Source organism: Nostoc sp. LEGE 12454 (assembly GCF_056620565.1).
Window position 1 is genome coordinate 1 of sequence record NZ_JBWQXL010000032.1, and the last position, 15,357, is coordinate 15,357.

13 protein-coding genes are annotated in these 15,357 nt (G+C 41.8%); 6 read left to right on the forward strand and 7 right to left on the reverse strand.

The window, feature by feature from the left end; genetic code table 11:
- Window positions 1-278: SIMPL domain-containing protein (locus tag AC1F2U_RS25050; RefSeq protein ID WP_480263543.1), on the reverse strand; the 278-nt coding region annotated here is incomplete at its 3' end.
- 530 nt (window positions 279-808) lie between these two features.
- Between AC1F2U_RS25050 and AC1F2U_RS25055 the strand changes: the two genes are divergently transcribed.
- The 4 genes from AC1F2U_RS25055 to AC1F2U_RS25070 all read left to right on the forward strand — a co-directional run bounded on the left by AC1F2U_RS25055 (window position 809) and on the right by AC1F2U_RS25070 (window position 4,958).
- On the forward strand, window positions 809-1,423 hold the full coding sequence (locus tag AC1F2U_RS25055; protein WP_480263544.1) for a cytochrome b/b6 domain-containing protein: 615 nt from the start codon (window positions 809-811) through the stop codon (window positions 1,421-1,423).
- An 8-nt stretch (window positions 1,424-1,431) separates the two neighbouring features.
- A complete protein-coding gene (locus tag AC1F2U_RS25060; protein ID WP_480263545.1) occupies window positions 1,432-2,865 on the forward strand; it encodes a bifunctional orotidine-5'-phosphate decarboxylase/orotate phosphoribosyltransferase in 1,434 nt (477 codons plus the stop codon).
- 161 nt (window positions 2,866-3,026) lie between these two features.
- Window positions 3,027-4,133, forward strand: a complete 1,107-nt coding sequence (locus tag AC1F2U_RS25065) for an AI-2E family transporter (protein ID WP_480263546.1) — start codon at window positions 3,027-3,029, stop codon at window positions 4,131-4,133.
- Window positions 4,134-4,244: 111 nt separating this feature from the next.
- The gene (locus tag AC1F2U_RS25070) at window positions 4,245-4,958 is read left to right on the forward strand and encodes a protein kinase family protein (protein ID WP_480263547.1); all 714 of its coding nucleotides are present in this window, start codon (window positions 4,245-4,247) and stop codon (window positions 4,956-4,958) included.
- A gap of 182 nt (window positions 4,959-5,140) precedes the next feature.
- On the opposite strand, the gene AC1F2U_RS25075 is transcribed toward AC1F2U_RS25070, so the two are convergent.
- From AC1F2U_RS25075 to AC1F2U_RS25085, 3 genes are all read right to left on the reverse strand, one after another.
- Window positions 5,141-6,115, reverse strand: a complete 975-nt coding sequence (locus AC1F2U_RS25075; RefSeq protein ID WP_480263548.1) for an AbiJ-NTD4 domain-containing protein — start codon at window positions 6,113-6,115, stop codon at window positions 5,141-5,143.
- Between the two features lie 82 nt (window positions 6,116-6,197).
- Window positions 6,198-6,572, reverse strand: coding sequence for a DUF5615 family PIN-like protein (locus AC1F2U_RS25080; protein ID WP_480263549.1), 375 nt, complete (start codon window positions 6,570-6,572; stop codon window positions 6,198-6,200).
- On the reverse strand, window positions 6,569-6,859 hold the full coding sequence (locus AC1F2U_RS25085) for a DUF433 domain-containing protein (RefSeq protein ID WP_480263550.1): 291 nt from the start codon (window positions 6,857-6,859) through the stop codon (window positions 6,569-6,571). Before AC1F2U_RS25085 ends, AC1F2U_RS25080 begins: the two co-directional genes overlap by 4 nt.
- A 252-nt stretch (window positions 6,860-7,111) precedes the next feature.
- Between AC1F2U_RS25085 and AC1F2U_RS25090 the strand changes: the two genes are divergently transcribed.
- Window positions 7,112-9,022: a GTPase family protein gene (locus AC1F2U_RS25090; RefSeq protein ID WP_480263551.1), complete on the forward strand. Its 1,911-nt coding sequence runs from the start codon at window positions 7,112-7,114 to the stop codon at window positions 9,020-9,022.
- Window positions 9,023-9,368: 346 nt separating this feature from the next.
- Window positions 9,369-11,048 carry a hybrid sensor histidine kinase/response regulator gene (locus AC1F2U_RS25095; RefSeq protein WP_480263552.1) on the forward strand — a complete coding sequence of 560 codons (1,680 nt, stop codon included), beginning with the start codon at window positions 9,369-9,371 and terminating at the stop codon, window positions 11,046-11,048.
- Between the two features lie 268 nt (window positions 11,049-11,316).
- On the opposite strand, the gene AC1F2U_RS25100 is transcribed toward AC1F2U_RS25095, so the two are convergent.
- From AC1F2U_RS25100 to acnB, 3 genes are all read right to left on the reverse strand, one after another.
- On the reverse strand, window positions 11,317-11,736 hold the full coding sequence (locus tag AC1F2U_RS25100; protein WP_480263553.1) for an endonuclease domain-containing protein: 420 nt from the start codon (window positions 11,734-11,736) through the stop codon (window positions 11,317-11,319).
- Window positions 11,737-12,076: 340 nt separating this feature from the next.
- Window positions 12,077-12,523, reverse strand: coding sequence for a DUF29 domain-containing protein (locus AC1F2U_RS25105; RefSeq protein ID WP_480263554.1), 447 nt, complete (start codon window positions 12,521-12,523; stop codon window positions 12,077-12,079).
- 57 nt (window positions 12,524-12,580) lie between these two features.
- Window positions 12,581-15,211, reverse strand: a complete 2,631-nt coding sequence (gene acnB, locus AC1F2U_RS25110; RefSeq protein ID WP_480263595.1) for a bifunctional aconitate hydratase 2/2-methylisocitrate dehydratase — start codon at window positions 15,209-15,211, stop codon at window positions 12,581-12,583.
- Window positions 15,212-15,357 lie beyond the last annotated feature (146 nt).

Here is a 15,357-nt window from a genome sequence, read left to right on the forward strand (position 1 = left end):
TGAATAGATGTAGTTTGAAGTTCCTGCGCCCCAAGCTTTTGCAGTACATCAACCACCGCAGTTGAACGTTGAGCAACTTGTTCTTGAACTTCGGTTGCAGTTTTTGCCTGTACTTTAATCCCCAATTCTACAGCAGTTAAAGTGGTAGCAACATTTACCTCTCCTTGACCAGTAACTTCCAATATCTGAGCAGTCTTTGGAGCAGTGCTACCAATGAAGGGATCGGCGATCGCAAGACCCAAATTTCTCACACCAGTGAGATTATCTGTGTTAGCCATCTTATTCTCCTTGCTTAAATGATGTTTGATACCTGTTAATGTTTTAATCTTAAAGGATGTCTAAAAAGTAAACCGCGTTTATCACCAATACATACTGGATAAAAAACGCTCTCGCATTCGCCAGCCAAAATCCGATTGTTTGACAACTCTAGGGTCGTCACAAAACCCCATTCCACCAAGAAAGAGCAATCCTCTACTGCTGCGCTGCTGATTTAGGTATTGGATTGACACTGGTCTACTGGTAATCGTATCTGGACTTTAATTCAATACGGTTCACTTAAGGCTAAAAACTAAAACTGGCGTAGGTTGGGTTGAGTAACGAAACCCAACATTAATTCACATTAGGCGTAATTTAGCTTAGAACAACCTTAGCCATACTTAAACTGACAGCTAAAACAGCAGATGGTAGACCATTAATGCCAAAATACTGAATCTAAATGATGGGAAAATAAAAGTGAGTAATACCCACCCAAACTTGCTGGGCTATTTACCCAAGACAGATAAACAGCAAATTTTATCAGTCAAAATTTATGACTTCCAACGTTCCCTCTTCAACTCGAAAGCGACCCACTCAAGCAATAGGAGCCAAAATTTTCCACTGGTGTAACATCATTAGTCTATTTATCATGCTCACCAGCGGACTACAAATTTACAACGCTAACCCTGTTTTTGGTGGACGCGCAGGTTTGCACATTCCGCCGATATTTACTTTAGGAGGTTGGCTGGCAGGAGGTAGACACTGGCATTTTGCAGCAATGTGGCTATTCTCGCTAAATCTGTTGTGGTATGGAATTTACGTCCTAGTTACCCGGCGCTGGCGACATAGATTTGTCGGTGCTAATGACTTGAAAGCATTACAAAAAACTCAAAATTCCCAACGTCGAATTTATGCTTGGCATCGGATTGCTTATACAGCAATTATTCCTATTTTGCTGCTGGCATTATTTACAGGGATAGGAATGTATAAACCTGCTCAACTTTCCTGGATTGTGGATTGCTTTGGCGATTGGCAAGCATTGCGAATTGTTCACTTTGCCTCAGTGCCGATGGTTATCTTATTTGTAGTAATTCACTATCAATTAGGGCGTAAGGCTGGTGGTACTGAATTAACAGAATCAATGTTTCGATCGACGATCCTTTTTTAAACAAAACAATGAACTTTTTTGATAAATTGAATGGAAATATCTTACAAAATCAAAGCTTACTATTTGTAGGACTCGATCCAAATCCAGAGATGATGCCTGGACGTTATGAATCTGAAGAACTTATTGCTGGTTTGGAAAAGTGGTTACAATTTATTATTGCGGAAACTTCTGATTACGTTTGTGCTTATAAACCGACGCTCGGCTTTTACGAAGCTTTAGGTATTCCTGGTTTGGAACTGCTGTACAAAACTTTAGCAGCTATTCCAGCCCATATCCCAGTGATTTTAGATGCCAAACACAGTGACTTAAATACTAGTAGCATCTTTGCCCAGACTGTGTTTACACAATGGCAAGTGGACGCAATCACTCTCAGCCCCTACACAGGACAAGATCACGTAGCACCTTTTTTAGTCTATCCTGATAAAGCGGTGTTTATTTTATGCTGTACTTCTAATCCAGGTGCAGAAGCTCTACAGCAATATCCTACAAACGAATCACCCCTTTATTTACAAGTAGTAAAAGAATCAAAAACCTGGGGAACTCCAGAACAATTGGGTTTGGAAGTGGGAACTACAAATCCTGAAGTTTTAGCACTTATTCGAGCAGTTGCACCTGAACGAATTATTATGGCGCGTAGCATCTGGGCGGAGGGTCAAAACCTGAAACAAATTTTAGAAGCTGGCTTGAATAGTAACGGTGATGGTTTACTGATTCCTGTTCCTCAAGATATGTTGGTTAATATCAAATTATCAGAAGAAGTCCAGTCTCTACGTGCAGAAATAAATAAAATCAAAACTGAAATTATTTACGAAAATTCTACTTGTTCTGTGTGGTTTCCTGATGTTTGTTTTCTAAATCAGCACCCCCACCAAGATTTGATTTTACAACTTTACGATATTGACTGCATTATGTTTGGCAGTTTTATCCAAGCATCAGGAGCGATATTTCCTTATTACATCGACTTACGCAAAATTATTTCCAATCCCCAAGTTTTTAATCAAGTTCTCACAGCTTATGAGGATATTTTGAAGAATCTGAATTTTGATAGATTAGCAGGTATTCCCTATGGTTCATTACCTACTGCGACTGGTTTAGCTTTGCGCCTTCATTGTCCGATGATTTTCCCGCGTAAAGAGGTGAAAGCACACGGAACTCGGAGAGTAATTGAGGGTAACTTTCATGCTGGTGAAACAGTTGTAGTGGTTGACGATATTCTCATTAGCGGCAAAAGTGTCATGGAAGGGGCAGGAAAGTTGGAATCAGCTGGATTAAAGGTTAATGATATTGTGGTATTTATCGATCACGAACAGGGAGTGAAAGATAGGTTACAGCAAAATGGTTATCGCAGCCATGCGGTTTTAACTATTTCGGAAATTACTAATACTCTCTATCAAGCAGGGCGAATAAATGAGGAGCAATTTTCAGCTTTCGCTGAAAGTTAGTAATTGGAATAATGGGGAGTAGAGAATGTGAAATTGCGAGAGACACGATTAATCGCGTCGTCTGTAGTGGAGAAAGATTTTTATTGTCTACTTCCTCTTGAACAGATTTGATTACCCGGTTCAATCTAGTAAATAGAATAATTTTCGCTTTGAAATTAATTATGAATTTTTCCCTGAATCAACTACTTAGATGGTTAATTTTTACGCTATTATTTCCTCTAGTATTTCTCAATGCTTGGCTAGCATCTTTGCTGGTGAGAAACTTTCAACCTGTCGTCACAATTCTTGTTTTGGCTACTTTGCTTGCATTTGTTTTAAACTATCCTGTTTCGATTCTCCAACAGCGGAGAGTTAAACGCGGCTATGCAGTAGCATTAGTTTTTATATTAGCATTGATAATTGTTGTGGCTTTGGGTATCACTTTAGTGCCCATTGTTTTAGAGCAATTTAATGAAATGGTTAAAGTCTTTCCCCAATGGATTGATTCTAGCGAAGAAAAACTTCAGAGTGTCAATAATTGGTTTTTGAAACATAAAGTAAATGTTAATTTAAGTCAGCTATTAGCACAAGTTACTGACCAATTACCTAATGAATTAGAATTTGTTTCAGATAAACTTTTAAGTATTATCATAGATACAATTGATAGTATTTCTGAGGCATTAATCACAGTAGTGCTAACTTTTTACTTGTTGTTAGATGGCCCAAGAATTTGGGAGGCAATATTTAAGAAGTTACCTGGAAATCTTGCTCAACAGATAAGTCAGTCTATTCAGCAAAACTTCCAAAATTACTTAATTGGTCAGGGAACTTTGGCTTTGCTGATGGGTGTTTCAATAACATTATTATTTTTAGCTTTTCAAGTCCAGTTTGGTTTACTCTTTGGTTTGGGAGTTGGACTTTTGAGCTTAATTCCCTTTGGTGATGTCGTCAGTCTGGTTTTAATAACTTTAATCATAGCGTCACATGACTTTTGGTTAGCAACTAAGGTTTTTGCGGTAGCTGTTGTTATCGATCAGTTAATCGATCAGGCGATCGCACCACGTCTTTTAGGCAAATTTACTGGTATTAGACCAATATGGGTATTAATTGCTTTGCTTGTAGGAACCAATGTTGGCGGAGTCTTGGGTTTACTAGTTGCAGTACCTGTAGCTGGTTTTATCAAAGATGTGGCAGATGGTTTTTCTAAATCTGCTAATTCTGATAATCTGGGTGAGGGTGAAGCAGAATCAGAATTGTTGATAGAAAAATCAATATCGCATGAGTTGTAGATAAAAATTGCCATCTCTACCGTTAATGGGAAGTTGCAACGGTGTCATTTAGGTCGTATTCACTCAAGTCAACCTTATTCCCAAACCTCGTAAATTGGCTAAGGAATTGATATGGACAAATTGCGCCCAAAACAGTTCGTCAAAAACATTTATCAGGAACTACTGCCTAGATTACAGATTGAAAGTGTCAATCCCTGCGATCCAATTAAGGTAAGCTATCTCCCCCAACCTTGGCGGCTGCTTGGCAAAGGAAATTACGCCGCAGTAGTTTATCACCCCGATTACCCTGACTATGTAGTTAAGATTTATGCCCCAGGAAGGACAGGCTTTGAAGAAGAAGTAGAAGTTTACCATCGCCTAGGTTATCATCCAGCCTTTTCTGAGTGTTTGTACGCCAAGGATGAGTTTTTAGTCTTGAAAAGGCTTTATGGAACAACCCTCTACGATTGTATGCACTTCGGTTTACTAATTCCCAAGCAGGTAATAAAGGACATCGATGAAGCTCTTGACTATGCCCGAAGTTGCGGACTCTACCCTCATGATGTCCACGGGCGTAATGTCATGATGTACCAGGGCAGAGGATTAGTCGTAGACATATCAGATTTCCTGCATCAAGAACCTTGCTCAAAGTGGAATAACTTAAAAAAGGCTTACTACTGGTTATATCTGCCCGTGTTTTATCCACTTCGACTGCGCGTACCATACTTTGCCTTAGATATCGTCCGCAAATGTTATCGCTTGGGAAGTTCTGTTAAAAATTTTTGTTGCCAACTATCCTTAAGATTAACTAATATTAAGTATTTAAAGAAGTATTTAAAACGTTAAGAGCGATCGCCAGAAAATTTTGTGCTGTCCAATTTTTGCCTATTTTGGCACTTTCGTCATCAACACTTCGTTGATAAATTCTATTGTTGCTTGCGATCGCTGAATGTATCTAAGACAATCGTGTAAATAGCCAGAGGCGATCGCTCCTTATCTCCCAAATCTAATTAAAAAGCGATCGCACTCTAAATTTTCGATTTCAGATAATTTATAAAAGACGTACATGAAAGTAAAAAGAACTTTGCATCAGCAATAGTTAGATCAGGCTCAGTCAACATAGCATGTCTGATACCTCCCTCATCACTTGTATATCCATACAGAATTAAGAATGAATTTTTTAAAGCGGGATGTAAATTGTGAGAGACATCCAGAACCTTCAGAGCATCTGCTAAAGTTGCCTTTGGTTTTCCAGTAATAGCTTTTGCAAGACTTTCAACTGCGGAAATAGATTCTTTTATAGAGTTTCTGTAATCAGGATTTTTCTTGTCGCTCATCAAAGCAAGGGAGCGCTTCAAATGGGTGGACACAGCAGGAAAGTTTTTATCATCTACTGCTTGCTCAAGCATTTCAATTTCTTGCTCATTGGTGATATCTGTGAATACACCTCCCACAAATCTATAACCTGCCAGTTCTATTTCTAATACAGAGTTTATATCTTCTACAAGTTTCGGAGATTTAAAATAGTTTATAGTGATTTCAAGAAAGTCGTAAACTTCATTCCATTGGCAATTTTGAAAATATTTTAATAACATTTTTACAGATGAGATTCGATCATCAGGCAAGTTATCCAAAGGTAACTTAAAATATTTTTCCCACATATATTTAATAAAAATTTTTATACTTTTACGCGAATATATTGTTAAAAATACGGATTTGGAGTATTCTGAAAATAACTTTGCACTTAATACATTCCAAAGAGAATTGCGTAACTCATCATTCATACTATCAATTTGGATAATCTCAGATATTGGCTTCAAGCCTCGTCGTTGGCTAAAAGTCTTGGCTGAAACCTCAACTGCGAACATTTCAGGTAAATGTTGTTTTACTTCGTATTCAGCAATTTTTTTAGGAGTATGTATATGACAGTATCCAGAAGAATTAGCTTTGAGCTTACATTTTTCTCCAGATTTAGTTATTGCCTTACAATTAGCTGATGACATACGAGATCACTTCAAGGATATCTTTATTAAAATAGCAGTCTTACCAATGAAACCTAGTATTAATTAAAATGCCGACAGTGGTTTAATAGGTTTTATTAATATAAGCACTCAAAAATATCAGTTGGTTTACCATATCTTCAGCCGAACGAGTAGCAACCAACTTGAGCAACCCTTGTAACTGTTGCCCTACGGAATAGCGTTGTTGCTGCAACAAGATAATACCAGCATGATTTCTTTCTGTGGCTAAAAACTCGTTATGCAAGCAGCAAAAGTCTCTTCGGTTGTAGCTATAGATAGCACGCCCTTGCTCTGTTGCCCAAATTAGCTGCTCATGATCAGAATAGCTCTGCCTGCTCACATCGGCGACTGTCACAACATCCAAGTTTGCATTACAGAAAGCTTTGATTAGGGACTTCTCAACACTGTCCTCATCTAAATACAAACGAATTTGGCTCACTGTCTCTTCGCCGTGTACTCAGCTTCCAAACGGTCGTATTCTTCAATTTCTGCGGCAATCTCCGTGTCAACTACTTCCTGGTTAGCATAGTAGTAAGCTAACGCTGCATAAACTTGTGCCAAAATTAGTTGTGGTCTTTGGACAACTATCTCTTCCGGTTTCATGCCTGCGTTGAAATCTATCGCAATATTATGTACCGTAATCCGGTGTCCCGCAATCCGAGGGCGACCACCACAAGTTCCGGGTGTGCTGACAATCAGCGTACCAATGTCGGTAATTGTTTGCATAGCTTGTTTACTAAATTTTGCTCTCATAGACAACTGAGCAATTTTAAACTTCTTCTAATCTAGAAATATAAATATCCAGTTGTTTTTTTAGCTACCTACAGCAAAATAAAACATTTATCCCTAATAATTAGGAGTCTACCATTAATCCCAGAATACCAAATATCCTGCTTGCATTGAAGACGATAGACTTTTTATAAGAGTAATTTTTGCAAAAACTCGAATTTCTCAACATTTCAAAGCAGGTATGGGGCAATGGTGCGATTAAAACTGTGGCAGTGGGTAGTCTTAGCAATCCCGATCGCGTTTATCATCATTTTTTTACTGGTGTCCGCCGGTTCACAAATTCATGCGTGGGGCATTAATTGGATTTGGGGTGTATTCACCGTTTTATTTGTTGGTTGGCGTTGGCTGCTAGTCAAATGGACTCAACCAGCTGTTAACCAAGTGGAAGCTGTATTAACTCAAGTCCGTGAAGAACTGGAATCGACAGCAGAGGATACAGGGGGGGTGCCTGTGGGAAGTGACACCACAAAACTTACAGAAACCGCCCTTCAAGAAATTCTCCAAGCAGCACAAAGCGATCGCCCGATTTGGGAAGACTGGCAAACTTTTTGGACGCGATGCCAAGATTTAGTCGTAGCGATCGCTCATATCTACAATCCTGAAGTTCAATATCCCCTGTTGAATATTTACGTCCCCCAAGCTTACGGGCTGATTCGGGGAACGGTGGATGATATGGATCGGTGGATGCAAAAGTTATCCCCTGTCCTCAATCAGGTGACGGTTGGACAAGCATACCAAGGATATGAGGTCTACCGGAAGTTAGAACCATCGGCTCGGAAATTCTGGAAAGCTTGGAACTGGGCACAGTGGATCTTAAATCCGGTGGCGGCGGTGGCAAAACAAGCCAGTCAGGGTTCTAGTAACCAAGCAACTCAGCAATTATTGGGGAACTTGAGCCAGTTATTTCGGGAAGCTGCTTTGAGAAACTTATGCCGACAAGCGATCGCACTTTACGGACGTAGCACATTACCAGTTCCAGCAACCGTAGCTTCCCCAGCAACTTTACCCCAGCCAAAAACCCAAACACTCCGAGAAATCCTGACTCAAGCTCAACCAGCCGAGGCGGTTGAGCAAAAACCCGTGAATATTCTGCTGGTGGGGCGCACGGGATCGGGAAAAAGTAGCCTGATTAACACGCTATTTCAGGCGGATCTCGCAGCAGTTGATGTTTTACCCAGTACCGATCGCATTCAGAATTATCAATGGCAGACTGAAAGTGGGGAAACCCTGACGCTTTTGGACACACCTGGTTACGAACAAGTCAACCGTGCCGAACTCCGAAACTTGGTGCTTGATTATGCCATCAATTCAGATTTGCTGCTGTTAGCCACCCCTGCCCTCGATCCTGCCCTGCAAATGGATGTGGACTTTTTGCAAGACATCAAAGCAGAAATTGCAGATTTACCTGCGATCGCGATTGTCACTCAAGTAGATCGTCTGCGTCCCATCCGCGAATGGCAACCACCTTATGATTGGGAATGGGGCGATCGTCCCAAAGAAATTGCCATTAGAGAAGCCACTGAGTATCGCGCCAAACTGCTGGGAAACTTCTGTAATCTAGTTTTACCCGTGGTTACAAGTGACAGCAAAACAAATCGAGTTGCCTGGGGAGTAGAAGCGCTATCGTTGGGATTAGTCGATGCGATCGCACCTACCAAGCAACTCCGTCTCGCCCGCTTTTTGCGTAACCTAGAAACTCGCATCGTCGCCGCCGCCAAAATCATCGACCACTATACCTTCCAGATGACGACAACGCAAGGATTAACGGCATTGCTCAAAAGTCCCGTCCTTCAGTTTGTTTCTACCTTCTCAACCGGATCTCCAGCTTTAGCGTATATGCTGGCGGAGCAAATTCCTGTGGAACAGTTGCCAATTGTCATTGGTAAACTGCAAATGGGATATGAGCTTTTCTCACTCTTGAACCCCAACTCGCTCAACTTTGAATTGCTATCCCTTTGGCCGCTACTGCTGGAAAACACCGCTGCACCCGATCGCAATGCCTGGGCATTTGGTCACGCTCTAGTGGAGTACTGGACTCAAAATTTGACGGTTGAACAACTCCGGCAGCGATTTGAGTATTATTTAGCGATCGCCAAATAATTTGCCTGCGATCGGCGATGTCTACGAAGGGTTGTGACGCTCTTGGGGATTCTCACGGACTCGCTACCTCTATGCTATTGGTGACGCTCTTGCAAATACTACGCCTAATAACCGCTGTAGATTAAACACCAAAGTTGCATTAGCAAATACGAGTAAATTACGAATATTTACTTAGAACGATCCCAAATATTTTATTTATACCATAACAGGAATAGGAGAAGCTAAAATGCCCTAACAGATTGTACTCTCAAGATCGAGGTTAAGATTACGATTAAGAGTAGGTGTCTGCTGAACCTACCCGCTTTACCTGAGTTTTTATACAGACATCTTTTTGTTCGGAGTTTTTATGAAAAATATATTACAAACCTCCATCCCTCAAGAACAGAATTCAGATCAAAGCTATAGCATTTCGTCTTACAACAGGCTGCTTTCCGTTGTGAAGGATTTGGCTTGTGTGCGGACTATTGAGGAAATTATTGAGATTGTGCATTTGGCTGCTCGCGATCTCACAAATGCTGATGGAGTAACTTTTGTATTGCGGGATGGTGAATGTTGCCACTATGTCGATGAAAACGCCATTGGGCCACTTTGGAAAGGTATGCGTTTTCCGCTCAAGTCTTGTATCTCCGGTTGGGCAATGCTCAATAAAAAAGCAGCCATAATTGAGGACATTTACCAGGATGCACGAATTCCGATTGAGGCGTACAAAGTAACTTTTGTCAAAAGTTTAGTGATGGTTCCCATTCGGGTTTCCGATCCGCTGGGTGCGATCGGAGCCTACTGGAGTACATGCCACCTAGCCACGCCCGAAGAGATCGGACTGCTTGAGATTTTGACAGATACTACAGCAGTTGCGATCGCCAACGTGCAACTTTTCCAGAAACTGACGAACCAAAATGCCCTAAAAGACAAATTTATTGCCATGCTAGCTCACGAGCTGAGAAATCCCGTTGCTCCCATCTCCAACGGCGTTCAGCTTCTCAAATTGAAGCTAGGACAGACTGGTGCGGTTGGGGAAACAGTTTTAATGATGCAAAACCAGATTAAGCACCTCTCGAAATTGATCGATGAGTTACTTGATGTGTCGTCCATCACTTATGGGAAGATTTCATTAAATCTGGAGAAGGTTAATCTGGTGGAATTGGTTCGCCAAAGTCTCAATGACCATGCACAAGCAATCAAGAGATGGAATCTTAATGTAGTAGAAGACCTGCCAAACACGCCCGTGTGGGCTTATGTTGACCCGACGCGGTTCTTCCAAATCTTTGGGAACCTTCTTGATAACGCCTTAAAGTTTTCCCAGCCAGATGGAACGATCTGGGTGGATTTCTCAGTTATTCCAGGTGAGAATGGCTCAGGTAGTGTAGCGGTATTATCTGTAAGAGACTTAGGCATCGGCATAGAACCGACAATATTACCAGAACTTTTCGAGCCGTTTACCCAGGCAGATCGCAGTTTAGATCGTTCGCGGGGCGGGCTAGGTTTGGGACTTTCGGTAGTAAAAAGTCTTGTAGAACTTCATGGTGGTAATGTTGAAGCCTCGAGTAGAGGGATAAATTTGGGGGCAGAATTCAAAGTTACTCTCCCTATATGCGAAGAGATTACAGCCTCGGACAACGAACTAGAGATTACAGAGGCGGCGAAAAAATCGTTAAAGATTTTAGTCATCGAAGATAACGAGGATTCAGCTTTATCATTACAAGCAGTACTTGAGTTTTTTGGGCATGAAGTTTCCATTGCCAACAATGGAATTTTAGGGGTAGAAACTGCAAAGAAGCTTGAGCCTCATATCATTATTTGTGACATTGGACTTCCCGAAATGGATGGATTCGCCGTTGCACAGGAACTGAGTAAAGACTCCAAATTTACTCGCTCAATTCTGATTGCACTTACCGGCTACGGTAGCCAAGAGGATCGGCAGCTTGCACTGAAGGCTGGTTTCAAATGCCACTTGACCAAGCCTGTAGACTTTGAAATTCTGGTAGCAGAAATCGATCGATACTTTGATGAAGTATTATCAAGTTGACAAGGCGTAAGCGCCACCCTTGAGATTGACGTTTACACCCAACAAATTTGGGCTTTATGTTCTGAAGTTGACACCAATGGCCAAAGTCTGCATCTTAACCCTTGATGTCCCCTCATAAGGCTTATTACATACTTAATGCAAATCCGTTGCTTTGTTTTGGAACATACGCGCGCGATCGCATAGATTAACCTCTCCCCCAGCCCCTCTCCGAAGCGGAGAGGGGAGCCAGATTTCTCCCCTTTCCCTTGTAGGGAAGGGGGCTGGGGGGTTAGGTCTGTTGAGAACAAGCTGTGGAAATACGCATCAAAACTTTATCAAGCTCGTGTCTCACTTCTTCATTTTTAATTCGCAACAAACGCAGTCCCCTAGCTGACAAAACTTTGTCTCGTTCTGCATCATATTCGGCTTGTTGTTCATGAATTTTGCCATCTACTTCTATCACTAATGCAGTTGAGTGACAATAGAAATCTGCAATAAAACCATTGATAATCTGCTGACGGCGAAAGTGCAAACCATTCAGGCGATTAGCACGAAGATGTTGCCAAAGAATTTTTTCTTCTGCTGTCATTTGCTGACGAAGTTCTTTAGCACGTTGCACTTTAACTAAGTCTGCTTTGTATCCGATTACAATATTGCGAGTTCCCTTTTTTTTTGGTGGATAGGGTTCTTCGGGAGTTGGATTATTCATTTATGAAGTATGAAAATAGGTGTTTATTTTTATATTATGTGTGACCTCTCCCCCAGCCCCTCTCCGAAGCGGAGAGGGGAGCCGGATTTCTCCCCCTTCCCTTGCAGGGAAGGGGGTTGGGGGGTTAGGTCAGATATATTGGGATGGTCGTAATTTATTCTAAAGTTCCAAAGGTTTGCTACAAACAATTTCAAAAGATTCAATTGCTTATTTCAGTTTTTTAATTGCATCTTCTTGACTATTTCCCTGCCCGACAATGCCGTTTTCTAAACATAAAGCAACCCAATAGCCAGAATTTTTTCTGAGTACAACGGTATAAAAATTCATTCCTTTCTCCAACTTAATAACTATTTTTTAAGGTTTCTTCTAATGTAAACGGAGATTCTTTAGGAAATAAATTTAATTTAATACCTGTTTCATCAGATGCTTTTACACGAGCTTTTTGATAACAATTTTCAAATACTTCTGCAAGTAGAGGTTGCAAACTGGGGCTATCTTCTAATAATGTTTCAATACAGATACGTTGTTCAGAAATGGTACTGCGCCAACTTTCACTACGTTTTTCTGGTTGATATTGCCATTTCAGCAAGTGCATTAATAGCACAATTAATCGATTTCTTAACTCGCGTTTTTCACTCCTCCCCATGCTTTCAATTTCTTCAATTAAATTAGGTATATCTATTTCATTCAACTTATTTTCTTTTAACTGATGGACAACTGTTTGTGTCCACAAGTAAAAGTCTTGTTCATAAATGTTTTTCTCATTTATAAAAGATGGACTGGTCATGAATATTCCTCTTGGAAACGCTAAAAATTAGGTGGGCATAACACCCACCTAATTAAACTATACTAACAACGCCTGTTCTTCTTTAGAAATCACGCGCCCTTCATCCTCAAATCCGATAATTTGATCAAAGTTCAAATACCGATACAAATCATCTGCAAAAGGATGAATTCTACTCGCCACAATATCCAAGTATTCCTGCACTGTCGGAAGCCGTCCTAACAGCGCACAAACTGCGGCTAATTCTGCTGAACCAAGATACACTCGCGCATCTTTACCCATGCGATTATTGAAGTTGCGGGTAGAGGTAGAAAATACTGTTGTCCCATCAGCAACTCGCGCCTGATTACCCATGCACAAACTGCATCCTGGCATTTCTATACGCGCACCCGCAGCCCCAAAGACGCTGTATACACCTTCTTCTTTTAATTGGTGTTCATCCATGCGCGTTGGTGGTGCAATCCATAGGCGAGTTTTCACTTCACCTGCGCCTTCCAAAACTTTCGCTGTTGCCCGATAATGACCAATATTTGTCATACAAGAACCTACGAATACTTCTTGCACTGGATCGTTAGCAACTTCCGATAATAATTTAACATTATCAGGGTCATTGGGAGCAGCAACAATTGGTTCTTTAATTTCGTTCAAATCAATTTCAATTATTTCGGCATACTCGGCATCAGCATCGCTTTCCAATAACACGGGATTTGCTAACCATTCTTCCATCTTTGCCACACGGCGCAGCATGGTACGCGCATCTTGATAGCCCCGTGCTATCATATTTTTCAGCAAGGCTATGTTAGAACGCAGATATTCAGAAACTGTCTCTACACTCAGCTTAATTGTGCATCCGGCACAAGAACGTTCGGCACTAGCATCGGTGAGTTCAAAGGCTTGTTCAACTTTTAAATCTGGCAAACCTTCTATTTCCAGAATTCGCCCGGAGAACACGTTTTTCTTGTTCTGCTTCTCTGCTGTCAGCAAACCTTTTTGAATTGCTACGTAGGGAATAGCATTCACGACATCGCGCAGGGTGATACCTGGTTGCAATTCTCCTTTAAATCTTACCAAAACTGACTCTGGCATATCTAAAGGCATGACACCCAAGGCGGCTGCAAAGGCTACCAACCCAGAACCGGCGGGGAAGGAAATACCCAAGGGGAAGCGGGTGTGAGAGTCGCCGCCAGTTCCCACGGTGTCGGGTAGCAGCATCCGATTTAACCAAGAGTGGATGATACCATCACCGGGACGGAGGGCGACACCGCCACGAGAAGCAAAGAAATCGGGGAGTTCGTGATGGGTTTGGATGTCTACTGGTTTGGGATAAGCTGCTGTGTGGCAGAAACTTTGTATCACTAAGTCTGCACTGAAACCAAGACAAGCGAGTTCTTTCAATTCGTCGCGGGTCATGGGGCCTGTGGTATCTTGAGAACCAACGGTAGTGATGATGGGTTCGCAAGATGTGCCGGGACGCACACCAGGTAATCCGCAAGCTTTACCTACCATTTTCTGTGCCAAGCTGTAGCCTTTGCCTGTATCAAAGGCTTGCTGAGGACGGGTGAAAACGGTGCTGTGTTCTAAACCAAGTGCAAGACGGGTTTTGTCGGTGAGGGTACGTCCGATAAGTAGGGGGATGCGTCCACCTGCGCGGACTTCATCGAGGATGGTGTCAGGTTTGAGGGCAAAGGTGGAAATGACTTCGCCTGCTTCGTTGGTGATTTCGCCTTTGTAGGGATGGATGGTAATTACCATGCCGGTTTCGAGTTTGGTGACATCGCACTGAATAGGCAAAGCACCGGCATCTTCAGCTGTGTTAAAGAAGATTGGCGCGATCGCACCACCTAAAACATAACCCCCAGCGCGTTTGTTTGGTACAAAAGGTATATCATTTCCCATGTGCCACAATACTGAGTTGATAGCAGATTTACGCGAGGAACCTGTACCAACTACATCTCCCACGTAAGCTACAGGATGTCCTTTTTTCTTCAATTCGGCAATGGTTTGTAAGCTTCCCGGTTGCCGTGACTCTAACATCACCAAGGCGTGTAAAGGAATATCCGGGCGAGTTGTGGCGCTTTGGGCGGGTGATAAATCGTCGGTATTGGTTTCGCCTGGAACTTTAAAAACGGTGACAGTAATTGCTTCTGGGACTGTGGGGCGCATGGTAAACCATTCAGCTTCCGCCCAAGAGTCAATCACCCGCTTGGCGAAAGGATTGGTTTTAGACAACTCTAAAACATCGTGGTAAGCGTCATACACCAAGAGGATTTTGCTTAAGGCGTTGGCGGCGTAGGCGGAAATGGGTTCCTTTCCTTGTCCACCCATTACTAAAGGTGTTTCAGATGAGTCTGAAAGGGATACGGTGGGCCATTGCAGCAAATCGATTAAAGATTGCACATTGTAACCACCTACCATCGTCCCCAGCAATTGCACTGCTTCTATGCGCGAAACCAAGGGACTGGTGATTTCCTTTTTAGCAATCGCGGTGAGAAATCCAGCTTTGACATAAGCTGCTGGATCAACACCAGGAGAAACGCGATCGCTCAATAAATGCAATAATATATCCTCTTGACCTTTGGGCGGATTTTTCAGTAATTCACATAATTCTGAGGTTTGTTTCGCATCCAATGGTAAAGGGGGAATACCGAGTGCTGCTCTTTCGGCAACGTGTTTACGATATTGTTCTAGCATTTTTATCTTCTCCATTGGGATTTTCTCCCTTCAATTATGAAATATTTTTAGGCAATACTCGGCTATAAAAGTTTAGCTTACTTTTATTAGTGAAAGCCTTACTGGTAATCGGTTATTAGCAACTTTTTTATACTGAAGGTATAGTT

Bases quoted from the DNA above. Each gene is read 5' to 3' on its own strand.
- AC1F2U_RS25055 (WP_480263544.1), top strand. From the start codon at position 809: ATGACTTCCAACGTTCCCTCTTCAACTCGAAAGCGACCCACTCAAGCA.
- AC1F2U_RS25060 (WP_480263545.1), top strand. From the start codon at position 1,432: ATGAACTTTTTTGATAAATTGAATGGAAATATCTTACAAAATCAAAGC.
- AC1F2U_RS25065 (WP_480263546.1), top strand. From the start codon at position 3,027: ATGAATTTTTCCCTGAATCAACTACTTAGATGGTTAATTTTTACGCTA.
- AC1F2U_RS25070 (WP_480263547.1), top strand. From the start codon at position 4,245: ATGGACAAATTGCGCCCAAAACAGTTCGTCAAAAACATTTATCAGGAA.
- AC1F2U_RS25075 (WP_480263548.1), bottom strand. From the start codon at position 6,115: ATGTCATCAGCTAATTGTAAGGCAATAACTAAATCTGGAGAAAAATGT.
- AC1F2U_RS25085 (WP_480263550.1), bottom strand. From the start codon at position 6,859: ATGCAAACAATTACCGACATTGGTACGCTGATTGTCAGCACACCCGGA.
- AC1F2U_RS25090 (WP_480263551.1), top strand. From the start codon at position 7,112: ATGGTGCGATTAAAACTGTGGCAGTGGGTAGTCTTAGCAATCCCGATC.
- AC1F2U_RS25095 (WP_480263552.1), top strand. From the start codon at position 9,369: ATGAAAAATATATTACAAACCTCCATCCCTCAAGAACAGAATTCAGAT.
- AC1F2U_RS25100 (WP_480263553.1), bottom strand. From the start codon at position 11,736: ATGAATAATCCAACTCCCGAAGAACCCTATCCACCAAAAAAAAAGGGA.
- AC1F2U_RS25105 (WP_480263554.1), bottom strand. From the start codon at position 12,523: ATGACCAGTCCATCTTTTATAAATGAGAAAAACATTTATGAACAAGAC.
- acnB (WP_480263595.1), bottom strand. From the start codon at position 15,211: ATGCTAGAACAATATCGTAAACACGTTGCCGAAAGAGCAGCACTCGGT.